Raw genomic sequence first — 19,618 nt, forward strand, 5'->3', positions numbered from 1 at the left:
TTTATTTTGCATCACTGATAAAATCATCACCTTATATGTACGATAAGATAATCTGAAATTTTCAGACCTATTTTTAGTATTGATAAATTTTATGAGATTGTTTTCTTTGATATATCCTATTGCAGTTTTCAGCTATTGAAGATTTTACTTTGAAAAAGAAAATGTTAGCTTTTATATTGATATGGTATTGATGCAATCAATTTTCTATTCATAGTTTGAGTTTTTTCAGCTGCAAATTTAACACTTATTAACACGCATTAAAACACTATTAATCATATTTAATATGAGTTTTATCACTTATAAATGCAAAGATATTCGTACAAAACGACAGATCTTGTCGCAACAAAATCCAATTGATATAAGTATATACTATTGAGGTACAAAAAAAGCATAAAAAAAGACCTTTTACAAGGCCTTTTATATTGAGAAATAATAGTATTCTTTATTTTTTAAGCTGATCAATTTCTTCCTGGATAGATTTGATTCTGTCTCTTAATTCCTGGCTTATTTTTCCCGGAATCTTTTTGACTTTCCTTAAATCCAGGGCGAGCATAATGGAAGCAATTCCCATAAAAATAAAGGAAACGCCTGTAAGGGTCACTAACGAAATTCCTGTAAACACCGGATTAAATATCAGCAACAGAGAAAAAATGATTCCTCCTACACTGGCCAGCGCTACATTTCCCCAACTCATAATTCTCATGCTTTTCAGATCGAAGGCAAATCCTAATAATTGAAATGAGCGAAACAGCAAAGTAAATCCTATCACAAAAGGAAGTACTGTCATAGAAATCTGAGGGTTTGCAATAAGATAAACCCCTATTGCAGTTGTTAATAATCCACTTACAAGAAACCAGCCCCATCCCTGTAAGGATTTACTGTTTTGCAGGGAAAAAAATATTTCAGTAATTCCTGAAAATAAAAATGAAACACTGAAAAAGACAGAAAGTGTAACATACGTTGCAAGGGGCACACTGAATACATAAAAACCACAAATAAGGAAAAGAATTCCAAAGATTAATGGGATGTACCAATGTTTTACGGTGTTGGTAAGGGTTTGAAATAAATTGGCCATAGGTGTCTTTTTTGGTCCTGCCTACTTTTTTGTAACGGTTTTCGGCTTATCCGCAGGTATTTCAAACAGATTATAATTTTCACCTGAATTTGAAATATAACCTCTTACCAATTTACAAAAAATAACCGAGAAACCTTTCAGATTCCGTGAATTGTTTTTACAAAAATCAAATGAAGCCATTTATTCAATTGACTTCATCTGATCTACAAAAAATTAATTTCAATATTTTTTAAATTTATCTTGCCAGATTTCCGGCAGGCTGCTGCTGGGTTACACAATGCACCATTCCTCCGTTTTCATATAGGTTTCTTACATCTATTCCTATTACTTTTCGATCCGGATATTGATCCTGAATAATCTTATTGGCAATTTTATCACTAGGATCTCCATAATTCGGAACCAATACAACGGTGTTGGCGACATAATAATTAACATAGGAGCCTTTTTCTTCCAATTGCTTTCCGTACGCTGTTTTCACTTTATTTTTAGTAGCGGGTACGTAGACTTTTTTATATTCTTTTCCGTTGACATTGGTTGCAGTATAAAGGGTATTGACATCTTTTTCAGAAAGTCCCAGCTCAAGAAGATCATCATCTTTCATGGTAAGCATCGTATTATGGTTAATAAACTTCATAAATCCGTCAATATGCATATCGGTAACATCCAGGCCTGTCACTCCTTCCAGCCAGATTACTTTGGATACTCCATAATAAGTTTCAAACATTTCTTCTGCCTCCTTCTGAGTGATGTCTTTGTTTCTGACAGCTCCTTTTTTCTGGCTGATTACAGAGCTTTTGCAAGCCATTAAAACACCATTTCCATCAGTTTCTACAGAACCTCCTTCGTTAACCATTTCTTCATTCAGGTTGATTACTTTTACTCCAAGGTCTGCACCTATTTTTTGTGGAATTTCATCACAGTTTTCAAAATCAAATTTCTCACCCCATCCATTAAATCCCCAATCTTCAATAAGAACATTTCCTTTGTTATCTTTTACGAAAATAGGTCCGTTATCTCTGATCCATACATCATCGGTAGGGTAAACCTTAAAATCAACGTTCTTCATCGGAACTTTATTTTCCTCCAAAAGACGGATAATTCTGTTTTTTTCTTCATCATTATAGGCAATAATGTGAACTTTCTCGCCTGACTGAAGGGCTTTTGTCATATCTACCCATGTCTGCTCTACCCTTTTACGGTACGTCATTCCATGTTGATAGTGATGCGGCCACTGCAGCCATGTTCCTTCATGTCGCGAAGATTCCTCTGGAAAATGATAGTCTGTTTGTGCCATACTTAGTATAAAACTCAATACAAAAGTGAGTGTGAATAATTTTTTCATATCATTAAAATTTCTTTTCAATTAATATCTCCAAATTAGTAATGGCCTGTATAGAAATCCGTGACCAGGAAAAAGAAGCATGAGGATGAGGAGAAATATATTTTTCATTCTATTTGTTTTTTTAAGTTTTACACTGCAACTTCATCATTGTGATGATTTACAGGTGCAAAATTACATCTCTCAAAAAACCAAATCTTGTCCTAAATTGACATTCTTTTCATACAGTGAAAATAAAAGACAGGAGCTCATATTTTCTATCTAATTTACAGAAAATAAAAACAAAAGAGGTGAAAATCATATGATTCCCACCTCTTCCAAACCCATCTGAATGAGTTGTTATATTCTTATTTTGGTTTGTACAATTTATACATTACGAACAAAAAGCCAATCCATATCGGAATCAGGATCACCTGAATTTCCATTCCTGTGATACTCATCAGCCCTAGAATCAGAACCAAAAATGCAATACAGATATAGTTGGATATCGGGAAAAATATAGATGGGAATTTTGATTGAACACCTTCTGCATTTATAGATTTTTTAAACTTTAAATGGGTGTAGCATATCATCAGCCAGTTGATAATCAGTGTGGATACAACCAAAGCCATCAGATATTCAAAAGCCTTTTCCGGCACTAATTTATTGATGATAATACAGATCCCGGCAAAGCACGAAGAAATAATGATTGCATTGGTAGGAACGGAATTTTTGTTCAGTTTTTTCAGAAATTTCGGAGCATTTCCCTGCTGAGCTAATCCGAAAAGCATTCTGCTGTTACTGTAAACACTACTGTTGTACACAGACAAGGCAGCTGTCAAAACAATCAGGTTAAGAACATTCGCAATTAAGGTATTGAACTGTACAACCTTTCCAAAAAGGCTGAATTCAAGGCCATTCAAATTTTGAAATACCATTACAAACGGACTGGATCCTTCTGTAATATCTCTCCAGGGGCTTAATGAAAATAAGATCACCAAAGCACCTACGTAGAAAATAAGAATTCTATAGATCACCTGATTGGTAGCCTGTGGAATTGTTTTTTCCGGATTTTTTGCTTCTGCAGCTGTAATCCCGATAAGCTCAAGTCCCCCAAATGAGAACATGATCATCGCCATTGCCGCAAATAATCCTGAATATCCGTTTTCTGTTTTATTAAATAATCCTTTCGGGAAAAATCCGCCATCATTCCACAGATTGGTGATCGTGGCTTTTTCTCCTCCTGTTCCACTGATTAAAAGGTATACTCCAAAGATAATCATCGCAATAATAGCAACTACTTTGATGATGGAAAACCAAAATTCTGTTTCTCCATAAACCTTTACAGAAGCTAGATTAAGGGCATTGATGACTATAAAAAAGAATAAACTGGAAACCCAAAGTGGTATTTCCGGCCACCAAAAGTGGATATAATGCCCGATTGCCGTGAGTTCCGCCATACTTACCAGAATATAGAGAATCCAGTAGTTCCATCCGGAAGCAAATCCCGGGAAATTTCCCCAATATTTGTAGGCAAAGTAGCTAAAACTTCCCGATACGGGTTCCTGAACTACCATTTCACCAAGCTGACGCATAATAAAAAAGGCGATAATTCCAGCCAGGGCATAGCCTAAGATTACGGATGGTCCTGCCAGTACTGCAGCGGGTCCGATTCCTAGAAATAACCCTGTTCCTATGGCACCTCCAAGGGCAATTAATTGTATGTGTCGGTTTGTTAATCCTCTAACTAAAGTCTCGTTTTGTCCTGTTTTATTTTCGTTGCTCATTGAATGAATTATTCGGTCGCTAAATATATAAAAACTTTTCAGAGAAATTCACATTCCATGGGGCAAATTGACAATTTGTAATTCACGAGACAAGAAAAAACCTTAACAATTTGCTAAGGCCTTTTCTGAGTATAAATATAAAATCGTTGATCTTTTTTTATTGAAATTGGTTTTAAAATTCTTTTTCGTAGAAATGTTCAACAATTTGCAAAAATTCTTTTCAGCAGTTTCATCTATTTAACAAAATTAAAGAAGTTGTATTAATGAATTTCGCTGTAGATTTCCAGCAATTCAACAAGATTGGTGATCTTTAATTTTTGATAAACCCTTCTTTTATAAGTTCCTACGGTAGATTCTTCAATATCAAGAGCATTGGCGATTTCAAGATTCCCATTTCCTTTTGCCAGCAGATTAAAAACCTGCAGTTCTCTCTCTGATAAATTCTCAATGGCTTTTCGTTTTTTATTTCCTTTCAGCAATTCATTCAATATCTCTGGAGTGTAATACTGTCCATCTTTAAAGAGCGCCTCAACAGCTTTGACAAAATTTTCGGGATCACTTTGCTTATTCAAAAAACCGTTTGCTCCTTCTTCAATGTATTGCAACGCAATATTTTCTTTATAGGATGTAAATATTAAGATGAGTGTCTCTTCAGCAATTGCTTTTATCTCTTTCACCATTGATTTGAAAATGCTTCCCGGAAGTTCAATATCAAGAATAACCAGATCATATTTTTCCGATTGTATTTTCTGTTTTACCTCATCATAGGTTTCTGCAAAATCGACCTCAAAATGGTTAAAATTTTTCTCCAGGATCATCGCGGTTCCAATTCTTACCACATGATGGTCATCTGCAATGAGTATTTTTTTCGTCATATTTTAATAAAGATTTTAATGGTGGTTCCTTTCGGAGTATTTTTATGAAAAGTCATTTCGGAATTAATTTTCATGAGCAGCTGAACAACCATATGAAGACCTAACCCATAGTTTTTGAAAATCATATGTTCATCATTTTCCTTTTTCTTAAAGAGCCCAGAATAGTAAATTCTTTGTTCATCAGACATTCCGTTCCCTGTATCTGAAATATTGATTTCCAAATGGGACGCTGTGGAAGCCGATGTAATGGTAATTTCTCCGTCTGAAGTATTTTTAACCGCATTATCAATGATATTGTGAAAAACTGCAAGAAGAATGTTTTTATTGAGCTGTGTTCTCAACTGGTGATCACAAAAGTTGTAGATAAATGTATTTTTCTGCGCCGCAATTTCTTCAAACAGCAATCTTTTGGTTTCAATCAGATCGTAAATAGAGTATTCTTCATTGGCTGTATTTTCCTGCTTATACAGTTCGGTATATTCTTTAAGGCTTAACGTAAATTTATACAGCTGTTCGGAAGTTTTGTAAATACTGTCAAAATATTTTTTCTGTGTCTTCAAATCCTGAGACTGGTTGAGTTCCTGAGAAAGGAGGGCAATAAATTTCACAGGTGTGGTAATATCATGACTGATACTTTCTACCAGTTTTTTTTGATAGTCGGACTCGTTTTTAAGTTTGTTATTCGTTTCAAGAAGTTCTTTGTCTTTATGGACAAGGGTATTTTTCAGAACTTTATTTTTCAGTCTTAAAAAATTAGTCCTGATCTGTACAATTACCAAAACAATGAAAATAATTATCCCAGCGATCAGTATTTTAAAGATAAGCGTCTGATAAAAATAGGGTTCTACTTCTACAGGAATGGTTTTATACATAAATTTCCCTGTTTCAGAAGATAAAAACCGAACGAGAAGATTGTAGGTTCCAGGATCTATATTGGCCAACCGGAATGTTTTATCACTTTTAATATTTATCCATGAGCTGTCTTCATTGTCAAGCTTAGCCTGTAAATAAATATTTTCCAAATCGGAATAGTAAGGAACATCTATATAGATTTCTGCATTTTTATACCCTCGTTCCAGAAAGAGTTTATCTTTCACCTGAATCATCTTTCCTTTTATCTTTGCTCTTTCCAGATGTATGTCTTCAAGCCGGGGATAATACGTTTTTACATTTTCAGGATTAAAAAATACGAATCCCTCCATGGAAGGAAATACAAACTGTCCATCTTTCAGAATGTGGGCACAGGGATTTGCACTTCCGTTGAATTCATTATTTAACAGCCCTTGTTTTTTGGTGTATCGGTAATAAGTGAGATCTCCTTTCGGATCTTTTATATATTGTAAAAGTATATTTTTATTGATTTTAAACAATCCGTTATTGGACGAGATCCACAGATTGGAATTCTTATCTTCCAACAGATAATGGGCATTCGCCAGGAAATCATTTTTATCAGACGGAACCCTGATTACCTTTTGATCTTTTATTAAGTAAAGCCCTCTATTGTATGTGGTAAACCATATACTTCCTTCTTTTGTCCTTATCATTTGTTTTATCGGAAGACCTTTTCCGATAAGCTTCACCACTTTATTCGCGGTAAGAGAATACACATATATTCCACCGCTGCTTCCCAGATAGAGAAAATTTTTATCATATCGGAGAACAGCATCTATATTATCTTTACAGGGAATGATTCTTTCAATTTCTTTAAAATGATCTTTCTTAAACAGATAGAGATAAGACCCTTTTCCGCTGACAAAAGATGCCATATAAAGCGCTCCACTTTTATACAGACCATCAAGTTCCTTATTTTTAAAAGAAATGGAATCATATTTTGTAAATCCGCTGTTCTTATATCTGATGTAAATGGAATTATTTTCCCTGTAAACCAGATTTCCAGCATTATCTTCCAAAATATACCGCTTATCATAAGATTGGGGAGCCGGATATAGTCTTTCTGATGTATTCTGATAGTATCTGATACCTTCTGATGTCAGAACAGAATTATCACCATAGGGTAATGCAGCATAGCAAACCTCATCCTGATAAGGTAAGTTCTTTCTGGAAACTGAAAAATCGGATAAGCTTAGGATTTTAAGCCCATGAATAGAACTCCCGATGTATAACTTCCGGGCTGCTTCATCGTAAAACATAGCACCGGAAATATCTTTATCAATATCCTTATATTCCAGCAAGTAAGTAAGCTTCAATTTCCCATCTGAAAATTCACTTCTGTATATTTTACCATGACTGATGATGAACACCTGTCCGGTAATCTGCTGCCAGTAAATTTTAGTTTCCGGATCCGTATAAACAGATGGGGCGTTGATATAAGAATATTTTCCCTGACAGAGCTGAAGAATTTTTTTATTCTCAGCATCAGCAACAAAAACGTAATCCCCATGAACAAACAATCGGTTCAATCTGCTTTGTGAAAATGTCAGATCAATTTCCGTACGCTTCTTATTCTTCTTTTCAATATAGATAATTCCATTCTTTTCAAAATAATAAGAACCTGTATTTAAATGGATGAAAAACGAATTTACAATCGAAACATACCGTACCGTGAAATTATTTTTAAAAATCTGTTTGTATATTTTATTATCTGTCCTGTTTCCGGATCTCGATATCAGTCTGGAAGATATAATATGGGGGCTTCTATGGGAAATCATCAGAACATCTTTTTCAGAAGCATTAAAAACGGCAATGCTGTCTTTTTGGATGCTTCCGGAGAAATCACCAAAACTTAAATTTTTAAGTTTAAAATTTTTGTACTCAACGAAATTACTTCCATCATACCGTACAATTCTGCCTTCCATAGACAGCCATATAAAACCATACTTATCTTTTACAATGTCCTTGATGCTGTTTTGAGGCAAACCATTGTCCATGTTGTACCACTGGGTAGTATAGCTTTGCCCGTTGACACTTAAAAAAAACAAAAGTGAAATAAAGTAAAGAAGCTTCATTCAGTAGGGCAGCGTTATATTTAAGACAAATATATTATAGAAAATCAAATCTATTGTAAATATTTATCCACAATTATGTGAATTTTTTTCTACATAATTATTTATGAATAACATATCTATTATAATAAATTTGAAAATACTAAACACTTGTTCCCCGTCAATGCCTCATCAGGCATGTTGCTAGAAACACAGTCTTTTTTGTCCGAAAAAAATATGATCTCCTTCTGTCCGGGGAGATCATTGTTTTATGAGCGTTAAAATGTAATATAAAGGGAAAGGGTAAAGCTTATAACAATTCTTTCGGAATCGAAATATTATTCTTTTTCATGTACTCCAGAAGATTCTGATATTTATCTTCATAGGCATCATTTCCGCACTTATGCGAAATACTACAGATATCCGATGGCTTGATGTCTAAAATATCAGATATTTTAGTCAGTATCTCCAGGTTGATCTTCACTTTGGAATTCTCAATATCGGAATACGCTTTTTGGGATATGCCCATTTCAAAAGCCATATATTCCTGCGTAAGATCTTTGCTCCTACGTATTTTCCTGATATTTTGTCCACATACTTTCATCGTTTTTGTTTTAGTAGTTTTCGGTATATTTTAGAAGATTAGCTATTAGCCTCTAACAAAGTTAATAAATACCTTTGGCAAAACATTACACACGTTACATGATATTTATTTTCAATATAGAAAAGGCCTAAAAATAAGGTTTTTTCAGAGAAAATATCACTTCGGTAAACACTATTGGAATTTATGGAGACGCAAAAATTTAATTATGACAATAATATTGTCAGAGCATTCCTCTATGCGACTATCGCATTCGGACTTGTAGGATTTCTGCTGGGGCTTACAGCTGCACTGATGCTTTTTTATCCTGAATTACCTGAATTTTTATTCGGTACGGATGATACAACGATTAAAAGCTTAGCTTCGGGTAATATTCAAGGACTGATCAACACTCAGGGAGCCATGGGCTTCGGAAGAATCAGAATGCTTCATACCAGTGCAGTAATTTTTGCTTTCGTATGTAACTCCTTTTTCTGTGGTGCTTATTACAGCATGCAAAGGCTTCTTAAAACCAGAATGTACAGTGACACGCTTTCATGGCTTCACTTCTGGTCTTGGCAGTTTATGATTGTAAGTGTAGTGATTACATTCCTTATGGGAATCAATACTTCTAAAGAATATGCCGAACATGAATGGCCAATTGATATCTTAATTGCTTTCTCCTGGATCATTTTCGGAATCAATATGTTCGGAACTATTGCCAAAAGAAGAGTGAGACATTTATATGTTGCTATATGGTTCTATCTTGCAACCTGGATCGCTGTAGCAATGCTTCACATCTTCAATAATCTGGAAGTTCCGTTATCTTTCACAAGCTGGAAATCTTATTCTGTATATGCAGGTGTAAAAGATGCATTAGTACAATGGTGGTATGGGCACAATGCAGTAGCATTCGTATTAACCACCCCTGTATTGGGTCTGATGTATTACTTTATGCCAAAAGCAGCTCAACGACCGGTATTCTCATACAAATTATCCATCATTCACTTCTGGTCGCTGATCTTCGTATACCTTTGGGCCGGGCCTCACCACCTGCAATATACAGCTTTACCAGCATGGGCTCAGGCTGTGGGAACAGGATTCTCCATCATGCTTATTGCTCCATCATGGGGAGGAATGCTGAACGGTCTTCTTACCCTGAGAGGAGCCTGGGATAAAGTAAGAGAAAATCCTATTCTAAAATTCTTTGTTGTGGCGATTACCTGCTATGGTATGGCTACTTTCGAAGGACCTTTATTAGCAACAAAATCATTAAATAAAATTGGTCACTATACCGACTGGGTTATTGGTCACGTACACTTAGGAGCTCTTGGATGGAATGGTTTCATGGCATTCGGAGTGGTATATTACCTGGTTCCAATCATGTGGAGAACATCTCTTTGGTCTAAAAAATTAGCCAACTGGCACTTCTGGCTGGGAACATTAGGAATTATCTTCTATGCTGTTCCGATGTATATTGCGGGATTCACACAGGGATTGATGTGGAAGCAGTTCAACCCGGACGGAACCTTGTTATGGAAAAACTGGCTGGACACTGTTACCGCAATCATTCCTTACTTTAAAATGAGATTCTTAGGAGGTGTATTTTATCTTTCAGGAGCTATTTTAATGGTGATCAATGTTATCAAAACAATTAAAGCTGGTTCATTCCAGAAAGAAGTTCCTGCGGAAGCTCCTGCATTAGCCAATATCGGAAGTTCAAGAAAAGAAGGCGAGGGAGTACACTTATGGTTGGAAAGAACTCCTACTCTCCTTTCTGTATTAGCTTTCATCACTGTAGCAATCGGTGGATTGGTGGAAATTGTCCCGACCTTATCTCTTAAACAAAGTGTTCCCAACATTACAGCAGTAAAACCTTATACTCCATTGGAACTGGAAGGTAGAGATCTGTATATCCGCGAAGGTTGTAATGCTTGCCACTCTCAGATGATAAGACCTTTCCGTGATGAAGTAGTAAGATTTGAAGGAAAAAACGGACAGTATTCCAAAGCAGGAGAATTCGTATATGACAGACCATTCTTATGGGGATCTAAAAGAACAGGACCGGATTTACACAGAGAAGGAGGAAGAAACCCGGATTCATGGCACTTCAAACATATGTATAACCCAAGAATTACTTCTGCCGGTTCCATTATGCCACGTTTCCCATGGTTAATCACCAATAAACTGGACAAAACAGAAATGGTAGACAAAATGAAGCTGATGAAAAATGTCTTTGATGTTCCTTATACAAAAGCACAGATTGATTCTGCCAACCAATGGGCGGATAACCAGTCAAAAGCAATTGTACAGAGAATTTACGCTGAAGCAACAGATGTAAAAGATCAGATGGTAAAAGAAAAAACAGCAAAAGGATCTGCCTATGTACCGCTTGAACAAAGAGAAATTGTAGCCATGATTGCTTACCTGCAAAGATTAGGTACAGACATTAAAACAACCCAGGTACAAACCGCAAGCGTAGAGTAACCTTTAAAATTGAATTGCAATGAAAACGAGAACCCCAATTTCAATATATATCGCCACAACGATAGGTTTAACGATCATGGCCTTTGAAATGTTCGCCGGAGATTCAGGATATTTTTCTTCTCCTTTTTTCTGGGCGCTGATATTAATCGCCGTTATCCTTCTGCTGATTATGAATTCTATTGGAGATCTGGTGGAAAATGAAAATTTCAACAGATTATCTGAAGAAGAGAAAAAACACTACCTGGAAGAGAAAAAAGTTCCGTATTACCAGAAATTATGGAACTCTGCCTTCAAAAAACAAACCGCTACGGAAGAAAAAGATATCCTTATCGACCATGGTTTTGACGGAATTACAGAACTTGACAATTCTCTTCCGAAATGGTGGATCGGTCTGTTCTGGTTTGGATGTATCTTCTGTGCTGTGTATCTTTTCGCCTTTTCTTTTACAGATTATGCCCATCCGGATGCAGAATATACCAAAGAAACAAAAACGATGCTAGCTTCCATTGAAGAGTATGAAAAAACCGCACCTCAGATCAATCTGGAATCGGCAAAATACAGTGCTGATAATATCGCAGACGGACAGGAACTTTTCAAAACGAATTGTGTTACCTGCCATGGAGACGGAGGAAAAGGAGGCATAGGACCTAACCTTACCGATACCCATTGGATCAATATTAAAGAAAAAAGCTTATTTAAAAATGTTTTCTGGATGCTTGAAAATGGCTCTCCTAACAATCCTACCATGAGACCTTTCATCAAGGAGGGAACTATTACTGGAAGAGATGCTGAAAAAATTGCCGCTTATATTTATCATATCAACCAGGAAACCGCTCCCATCACAACCGCACAAGGTGGTGCCACTCCTCAGGGAGAAGAAGTGAAATGGGAAAACGGAAACAATTAAAATTATTATCTATCATATAAACCATGCCACGCCCCCATCACAACTACTAACATTTGAATTTTCATTTTTGCTAACTAACCTTTTCAACATTAAAAAAATGATAAAAAGGGGGCGTTTTTTAAAATAACAATCACTGCCTTGACCCGTCTTACTCAACTATTCACTTGACAACTACAAACTAGAAATTCCATAAAAAGACAGCCAAGGCAGGATTTTTGCATTCGCAAAAGGGTACCACAACAAGGACCAAATAAAATAGTATTATTATCTTTGTTAGAAACCACTTCGCATTTGAAACTGAAAATCAACACTACAAAACTTTTAAGGCGTATTGCAATAACCTTTATTTCAATATTGGTTCTTCTTACCCTGTTGATACTAAGCTTAAGACTTCCTGCCGTCCAAAACTTTATCAAAGACAAGCTCATTGTTTATCTGGAGAAAAAAATTAAAACTCCGGTAAGCCTCGAAAGAGTTTACATCGGATTTCCCAACAGCCTTGTCATGGAAAATCTCTACCTCAAAGGGCAAGATGTAGATACCCTTCTGGCAGTAAAGAAACTGGATGTAGGGTTACACATGCTGAAACTCCTTAATTCTACAGCAGATATTACTTCAGTCAATATGGAAGGTGCCCGTGCTAATGTGGTGCGGAAACCGGATGGCAAATTCAATTTTGATTATATTATTGATGCATTTGCGTCCAGTGATAAAGAAGAAAGCCCTTCCAAACCCTTTATTATTTCTCTTGATAAAATCAATTTAAAAGATATCGGGGTAACCTTCAACGACCAACAGTCGAAGAATGACATCAAACTCTATTTTAAGTCGTTCGATACCAGAGTCAAAACTTTTGATCTCAGCAAAAACAAATATGCAGTCAATGACATCAATCTTGATGGATTAAAATTAAAGTTAAAGCAGGGACTCGTAGAAGAAGTTGCCCAAAAAGTGGAGAAAAAAGTAGATTCCCTCAATGAAAAGAAACCGATGAATATTGGATTGAGAGGCATTAAACTTACTCATTTCGATATTGATTACGGTGATGAAAATACCAAAACATTCGCAAAAGTTATATTTAAAGAACTGAGCACAAAGGTTAATAAACTTGATCTGGAGAACAATGCCTATCATGTAGCCAATGTATTTCTTTCCGGAGCAGACATCAATGCCAATCTCTATCTTCCCGCTCAGAATGCCAATCCGAAAAAAACACAGGAACCTGAGGTTTCCAAAGCTTCCGATCAGGATAAAGCCATGAAACTTCTCTTAGGGAAACTTGTTTTGAATGATGTAAAGGCAACTTATAACAATACTGCTATTGCTCCAACTAAACAAGGTATAGACTTCAATCACCTTAATTTTTCAAAAATGAATGTTGAGGTAAGAAGCTTCAAAATGGAGAACAATACTTTTGCAGGAACAGTAAATTCTGCAGAAATTAAAGAAAACAGAGGCTTGGATATCCAAAAATTCAATACGGATTTTGTATATGCTGAAAAGGAAGCTTATCTCAAAGACCTTTATCTTCAAACCCCGAAAACAGTATTGCGTGATGAGGTTATTTTAAATTATAACTCCATTGATCAGCTTAGCTCAAACTTAGGTGCTGTAAAGATTTCAGCCAATATCAAAGATTCAAAAATAGGATTCTCTGATATTCTGAACCTGGTTCCCACTTTAAAAAATACAGTCCCATTCAACAAATATCCGAACGCAATCCTTAACGTAAATGCGAATGTAAAAGGAAGCGTCAATGATCTTTTAATCCAGGATCTCAAAGTTTCCGGGATTGATCAGCTGAGGGTAATGGCATCCGGGAAAATCAAAAATGCGATGAATCCTGATCAGCTGTATTACGATCTGAGAATCGGAGAGTTTTCTTCCAGTGCTAAAACGATATTCAATCTCGTTCCTAAAAATACGATTCCTTCCAATATTTCGCTTCCTTCCCATTTCAGTATTAAAGGAAATGCAAAAGGAACAACTAAGGTTGTGAATACTGATCTGAACCTCTACTCTACTTTGGGAAATGCCGCCATCATCGCGCAGGTAGACATGCGTAGAAAGAATCACGAACTGTATAATGTAAAAGCCAATCTTCAGGGAATACAGGTAGGAAAAATTATTCAGAACAAAGATATTGGTCCAATCACCGCGCAAATTGCCGCAAAAGGAGAAAGTTTTGATTTTAAAAATGCCAATGCAGATGTAAAGGGACATGTTGCTTCCGCTGTCTATAAAGGATACCGTTACCAAAACATGAACCTTACCGGAAAGATCAATAAAGGAGCTTATCATATTATTTTGGATTCCAAAGATCCGAATGCCAGTCTACAGCTGACTGCTTCCGGTATGTATGATGAAAAAAATCCTACTGTAAAACTCAATGGAGAAGTCATCAAACTGGATGTCAATAAACTTGGTTTCTATGAAAAACCAATGATCATTGCCGGAAAAATTGATGGTGATTTCACAAGCTTAGATCCCAATAACCTGAATGGATATCTCAACCTTAAAGATTTTGCATTCTCAGATACGAAAGAAGTGTATCCGGTACAGGAAGTCAATCTGAAAGCTTCATCTACCCATGATTCTACACAGATTATTTTCAATTCTCAGATTGCAGACGTGGAACTGAAAGGAAAATATAAACTTACCCAGATCTTTGGTGCTTTAACCCAAACGATCAATCAATATTATCAATTCCAGAAACCGGATAAAACCCAGAAAATAGATCCGGGGCAGCATTTTACCTTTACCGCCAAAGTAAAAAATGATGACCTGATCAGAAAATTTGTGCCGGATCTTAAAGATTTTGAAACGATTAATCTTGTCGGGAATTATGATGCAGATTCTCAAAAAATAGAGATTGACGGGCAGATTCCAAGGTTACTGTATGGTGAAAATACCATTGAAAAAGGAGCCTTGAAAGTCACTAATGAAAATCAGGCATTGCAGTACAGTCTGAATGTGGCAGCATTGAAAAGCTCAAGTTTTTCTTTAAACAAAATCAATATTGATGGAGATGTTGCAGACAATACCATCCGATACAATGTTACGACAAAAGATGAGAAAGATGCTACCCAATTCCTGATTGCAGGAAATGCAAAATCATTGAATGATATTACAGAAATTTCTCTGAACCCGAACGGATTAAAACTCAATTATACGGATTGGAATGTTGCAGAAAATAACAAAATTCAGATCAGCAGTAAAGGAATTCTGGCTGATAATTTTATTCTATCAAATGGAAACAGTGAAATCGCTGTTCAGTCCGAGAGCAGCAGCCCAAGCAGTCCTTTGAACATTTCGTTGAAAGATTTCAAGATTGAAACCATTACGGAACTCATTAAAAAAGATACGGTTCTGGCAAGAGGAACCATCAACGGAACAGCACAACTTCGTGATGTGACTAAAAATATGACCTTCACTTCGGATCTTAATATTTCTGATTTAATCGTCTACGGAAGCCCTGTTGGAAATCTTGCGGTAAAAGTGAACAATGCTTCACCGAAGATTTTAAATGCAGATATTGCCCTTTCTGGAAATAACAATGATGTAAAAATCCTTGGAGATTATAATACTTCTTCAAGCACTTTTGATCTGAATATGGCAATCAACCAGCTTCAGATGAAGAGTATTCAGGGATTCTCCATGAATGCGATTACCAATACGGAAGGATATCTTTCCGGAAATTTAAAGATCACCGGAACTACTGACAAACCCAATATTCTGGGAAAAGTAAAATTCAATGATGCGGGACTGGAAATTGCCAAAACAGGAAGTGACTTCAGACACCTGAGTGATGAAATAGATTTTACCAGCCAGGGAATCGAGTTTGATAAATTTAAAATAAAAGATAAAGACGGAAATGCCCTTGTTGTAGACGGACAGGTCCTGACTCAGACTTACAGAGATTTCGCCTTTAATCTGAATGTGAATGCTAAAGATTTCAAAGTTGTTAATTCAGAAAAATCCAATGACGCAATGATGTATGGTGTTCTTGCTATTGATGCCGGACTTCATATCCGCGGAAACCTTGATCTTCCAAAAGTAGACGGAAGACTGAGCGTGGCAGACAATACGGATTTCACTTTTGTTCTTCCTCAATCCAGCCCTACTTTACAGGAAAGAGATGGTATTGTAGAATTTGTAGATCAGGATCAGGTGGTTTTAAACAAAACAATCAAAGCAGATTCTCTTAATGCACAAAGCCGTATCAAAGGGATGGATGTGAGTGTTAATATTGAAGTCAGCAAAGAAGCAAAACTGTCGCTGATCATTGATAAAGCCAATGGTGATTTTGTACAGCTCCAGGGTGAAGCAGAATTAACCGGAGGAATAGATCCGTCAGGAAAAACCACATTGGTAGGAGTATATGAAGTGGAAAAAGGAAGTTATGATCTTTCTGTGAGTTTCCTGAAACGTAAATTTGACATCCAGAAAGGCAGTACTATTACATGGACCGGTGAACCTACAACGGCTCAAATGGATATTACCGCCGTTTATAAAACAGAAGCTGCGCCTATTGACCTTGTAGAACAGCAGATCAGTGGAGAAAGTGCTTCAACATTGAATCAGTTTAAGCAGAGAGTTCCTTTCAATGCTTTATTAAAAATGAAAGGGGAATTATTGAAGCCTCAGCTTACTTTTGATATCACTACAGATGAAAAAAATAATTCTGTATCTACGAATGTGAAAGATGTTGTAGATCAAAAACTCGCCCAGATCAGAACTCAGGAATCTGAGCTGAATAAGCAGGTGTTTGCCTTACTTCTTCTGAACCGTTTTATCGGAGAAAATCCATTTGAGAGTGGAGCCGGAATGTCTGCAGAGACTATGGCAAGACAGAGTGTGAGTAAAATTCTTTCTCAGCAGCTGAACAATCTTGCCGCAGGACTAATTAAAGGAGTAGATCTTAATTTTGGTCTTGATTCTTCAGAAGATTATTCCACCGGAGAAAAAAATACGCGAACTGACCTGAATGTAGATATCAGTAAAAAATTATTGAATGACCGACTGAAAGTAACGGTAGGAAGTAATTTTGGACTGGAAGGTCAGGCCCGTCAGAATGAAAATATGACCAATATTGCAGGTAACGTTTCTGTAGATTACAGCCTTTCTAAAGATGGAAGGTATATGTTGCGCGCTTACCGTAAAGATGAATATCAGGTGGCTCTTCAGGGGCAGATCATAGAAACCGGAGTTGGATTCATTATTACATTGGATTATGACAAATTCCGCGAGATTTTCCAGAAATCTAAAGAGAAGAAGCCGAAAAAGAATCAAAATAACCAAGTGGTAGAATTTAAATAATGAGTAATAAGTTCCATATATATTGTAAGTATCTGTTGGTTTCCGGAATGGCATCCACGGTAATTTCGTGCAGCAATACCAGGTTTTTGAAAGAAGGCCAGATGCTGTATACAGGAGCCAAAGTGAAGATTGAGAATGATACAATTTCCAAAAAAGAAAAAAAAGATCTTCAGGCTGCTTTGGAAGCCAATCTTACTCCAAAACCCAATTCTACGTTTTTAGGACTGCGCCCAAAGCTTTATTTCTATAATATAGCCAAGGAACCTAAAAAGGATAAGGGTTTTAATTACTGGCTAAAATATAAAGTGGGTGAAAAGCCTGTATTATTGGGTGATGTAGACCGTGAGTTCAATAAAGATATCATTGAAAATTATTCTGAAAACAAAGGATATTTCAATGCTAAAGCTTCTTATGATACGGTTTCAAAGAATAAAAAAGCTCAGGTTATTTACACCTTAAGACCAGGTTCGAGATATCTGATTGACGGCGTAAAATTCCAGAAAGATTCTACACTGGTTAATCAGGAAATTCAAAGCCTTACGGATAAAACGCTTCTTAAAAATGGAAGACCATTTGATCTTGATGTTATCAAAGCTGAAAGAGACAGAATTGACAATAGGTTAAAAGAAAGAGGTTTTTATTATTTCCATCCCGATAATATTATTGTACAGGCTGACAGTACAGTGAGCAAAAATCATAAGGTGGAACTTAATGTAAAGCTAAAAGACAATACCCCTGACTTAGCAACGCAACAGTTTAGCATTGATAATGTTATTGTATTTCCCAATTACAACATTCAGGACGTAAAAGATGGTAAATACAGTATACCGATGGACAAAGATTCTCTTTCCAAATATCGTTTCGACGACATTTACGTTATTGATCCTCAGCATAAATTCAAACCGAAAATTTTTGACAGAGCTTTATATTTCAAAAAAGGAGATCTTTATAACCGCTCTAATCATAATCTTACCCTGAACCGATTAATCAGTCTGGGTGTCTTCAAATTTGTAAAGAATGAGTTCATTGTATCTGACTCTTTAAGCCATAAATTTGATGCGTATTATCTATTGACCCCAAGACAAGTTCAGTCGCTGCGCCTGGAAGCATTGGGAAGAACTAACTCTGCCAATTATGCAGGTAGTGAACTAAACCTTAACTGGACACACAGAAACTTTTTCCGTGGTGCAGAGCAATTCAAAGCCGCTATCTACGGAGCATTTGATTTCCAGATGGGAGGTGCCCAAAACGCCAATAATATTTTCCGAGCCGGAACAAACGTACAACTTTCTATTCCGAGAATTGTAGCACCATTCCGTTTTCACTCGTCCAGTGAATTTGTTCCAAGAACAAATATTACATTGGGATATGAATTCCAAAACAGAACACAATATTACACCCTTAATAATTTCACCGGATCATTCGGATATGTTTGGAAAGAAAATGCAAGAAAGGAACATGATCTGAAAGTGATTGATATTACATTGGTATCCCCGGCAAATGTTACGGAAGAATACCAAATTAAAGCTGATGCAAATCCAGCGATGGCAAGAGTTGTAGCCAAACAGCTTATTTTCGGTCCGACCTATTCTTATACCTATACCAATACCATGCTTCCAAAGACCAATACCGTTTATTATAAAGGTACGCTTGATCTTGCAGGAAATATCACAGGTCTGGCTACCGGAGCTGATGTAAAAAAAGATAAGGAAAAGAAAATATTTGGGATTCCTTTCAGCCAGTATGTAAAGATTGAAAATGATTTCAGATTCTATCATAAGTTTACTGAAAAATCTTCACTGGCAACGAGATTTATCGGAGGAATTGCCTATCCATACGGAAACTCAGAATTTGTTCCTTTCTCCAAGCAGTTTTTCTCAGGAGGTAGTAACAGTATCAGAGCATTCCGTGCAAGAACATTAGGGCCGGGAAGTTTTGACCCGAGAACAATAGATCCGGGAACTTATTTTGACCAGTCCGGAGATATCAAACTGGAATTAAATGCTGAGTACAGAGCCAATCTTTATAAATTTTTAAATGCTGCCGTTTTTGTAGATGCCGGAAATATTTGGCTGCTTCATGATGATGATAAGAGACCGGGAGCAAAGTTTTCCAAAGATTTTTTAAATGAAATTGCGGTGGGAGCCGGAGTAGGTCTGAGACTGGATTTTTCTATCCTGATTTTAAGACTGGATCTTGCCATGCCACTGAGAGTTCCTTACTATCAGAAAGGGGACAGATGGGCCTTCGATAAAATTAATTTCGGAGATCCAAGCTGGAGAAAAGATAACCTTGTTTTTAATATTGCCATCGGATATCCTTTTTAAT

The 19,618-nt window shown here is 36.3% G+C and carries 10 protein-coding genes; 4 read left to right on the forward strand and 6 right to left on the reverse strand.

Annotated features, from left to right (window positions below):
* Nucleotides 1–442: 442 nt before the first annotated feature.
* From CQ022_RS11365 to CQ022_RS11390, 6 genes are all read right to left on the reverse strand, one after another.
* Nucleotides 443–1,075 carry an HdeD family acid-resistance protein gene (locus CQ022_RS11365; protein WP_105681493.1) on the reverse strand — a complete coding sequence of 211 codons (633 nt, stop codon included), beginning with the start codon at nucleotides 1,073–1,075 and terminating at the stop codon, nucleotides 443–445.
* Nucleotides 1,076–1,310: 235 nt separating this feature from the next.
* Nucleotides 1,311–2,417 (reverse strand): agmatine/peptidylarginine deiminase, encoded by a 1,107-nt coding sequence (locus tag CQ022_RS11370; RefSeq protein WP_105681494.1) that lies wholly within the window; start codon nucleotides 2,415–2,417, stop codon nucleotides 1,311–1,313.
* Nucleotides 2,418–2,761: 344 nt separating this feature from the next.
* The gene (locus CQ022_RS11375) at nucleotides 2,762–4,180 is read right to left on the reverse strand and encodes an amino acid permease (protein ID WP_105681495.1); all 1,419 of its coding nucleotides are present in this window, start codon (nucleotides 4,178–4,180) and stop codon (nucleotides 2,762–2,764) included.
* A 260-nt stretch (nucleotides 4,181–4,440) separates the two neighbouring features.
* Complete coding sequence (locus CQ022_RS11380) at nucleotides 4,441–5,055, reverse strand: response regulator transcription factor (RefSeq protein ID WP_105681496.1); 615 nt, start codon at nucleotides 5,053–5,055, stop codon at nucleotides 4,441–4,443.
* Nucleotides 5,052–8,021: a sensor histidine kinase gene (locus tag CQ022_RS11385; RefSeq protein WP_105681497.1), complete on the reverse strand. Its 2,970-nt coding sequence runs from the start codon at nucleotides 8,019–8,021 to the stop codon at nucleotides 5,052–5,054. The genes CQ022_RS11380 and CQ022_RS11385 overlap by 4 nt, the downstream gene beginning before the upstream one ends.
* 286 nt (nucleotides 8,022–8,307) lie before the next feature.
* Nucleotides 8,308–8,601 carry a helix-turn-helix domain-containing protein gene (locus CQ022_RS11390; RefSeq protein WP_105681498.1) on the reverse strand — a complete coding sequence of 98 codons (294 nt, stop codon included), beginning with the start codon at nucleotides 8,599–8,601 and terminating at the stop codon, nucleotides 8,308–8,310.
* A gap of 183 nt (nucleotides 8,602–8,784) precedes the next feature.
* Here CQ022_RS11390 and ccoN point away from each other — a divergent pair, with 183 nt between their 5' ends.
* From ccoN to CQ022_RS11410, 4 genes are all read left to right on the forward strand, one after another.
* The gene (gene ccoN, locus CQ022_RS11395) at nucleotides 8,785–11,064 is read left to right on the forward strand and encodes a cytochrome-c oxidase, cbb3-type subunit I (RefSeq protein WP_105681499.1); all 2,280 of its coding nucleotides are present in this window, start codon (nucleotides 8,785–8,787) and stop codon (nucleotides 11,062–11,064) included.
* A gap of 19 nt (nucleotides 11,065–11,083) precedes the next feature.
* Nucleotides 11,084–11,971: a cbb3-type cytochrome c oxidase N-terminal domain-containing protein gene (locus tag CQ022_RS11400; protein ID WP_105681500.1), complete on the forward strand. Its 888-nt coding sequence runs from the start codon at nucleotides 11,084–11,086 to the stop codon at nucleotides 11,969–11,971.
* Nucleotides 11,972–12,262: 291 nt separating this feature from the next.
* Nucleotides 12,263–17,290 carry a translocation/assembly module TamB gene (locus CQ022_RS11405; protein WP_105681501.1) on the forward strand — a complete coding sequence of 1,676 codons (5,028 nt, stop codon included), beginning with the start codon at nucleotides 12,263–12,265 and terminating at the stop codon, nucleotides 17,288–17,290.
* Nucleotides 17,290–19,617, forward strand: a complete 2,328-nt coding sequence (locus CQ022_RS11410; RefSeq protein WP_105681502.1) for a BamA/TamA family outer membrane protein — start codon at nucleotides 17,290–17,292, stop codon at nucleotides 19,615–19,617. The genes CQ022_RS11405 and CQ022_RS11410 overlap by 1 nt, the downstream gene beginning before the upstream one ends.
* Nucleotide 19,618: the final 1 nt, after the last annotated feature.

This window comes from Chryseobacterium culicis (assembly GCF_002979755.1).
GTDB lineage: Bacteria > Bacteroidota > Bacteroidia > Flavobacteriales > Weeksellaceae > Chryseobacterium > Chryseobacterium culicis_A.

Excerpts from the sequence above, each read along its gene's own strand:
- CQ022_RS11390 (WP_105681498.1), bottom strand. The coding sequence starts at position 8,601 with ATGAAAGTATGTGGACAAAATATCAGGAAAATACGTAGGAGCAAAGAT.
- CQ022_RS11375 (WP_105681495.1), bottom strand. The coding sequence starts at position 4,180 with ATGAGCAACGAAAATAAAACAGGACAAAACGAGACTTTAGTTAGAGGA.
- CQ022_RS11370 (WP_105681494.1), bottom strand. The coding sequence starts at position 2,417 with ATGAAAAAATTATTCACACTCACTTTTGTATTGAGTTTTATACTAAGT.
- CQ022_RS11380 (WP_105681496.1), bottom strand. The coding sequence starts at position 5,055 with ATGACGAAAAAAATACTCATTGCAGATGACCATCATGTGGTAAGAATT.
- CQ022_RS11365 (WP_105681493.1), bottom strand. The coding sequence starts at position 1,075 with ATGGCCAATTTATTTCAAACCCTTACCAACACCGTAAAACATTGGTAC.
- CQ022_RS11410 (WP_105681502.1), top strand. The coding sequence starts at position 17,290 with ATGAGTAATAAGTTCCATATATATTGTAAGTATCTGTTGGTTTCCGGA.
- CQ022_RS11400 (WP_105681500.1), top strand. The coding sequence starts at position 11,084 with ATGAAAACGAGAACCCCAATTTCAATATATATCGCCACAACGATAGGT.
- ccoN (WP_105681499.1), top strand. The coding sequence starts at position 8,785 with ATGGAGACGCAAAAATTTAATTATGACAATAATATTGTCAGAGCATTC.
- CQ022_RS11385 (WP_105681497.1), bottom strand. The coding sequence starts at position 8,021 with ATGAAGCTTCTTTACTTTATTTCACTTTTGTTTTTTTTAAGTGTCAAC.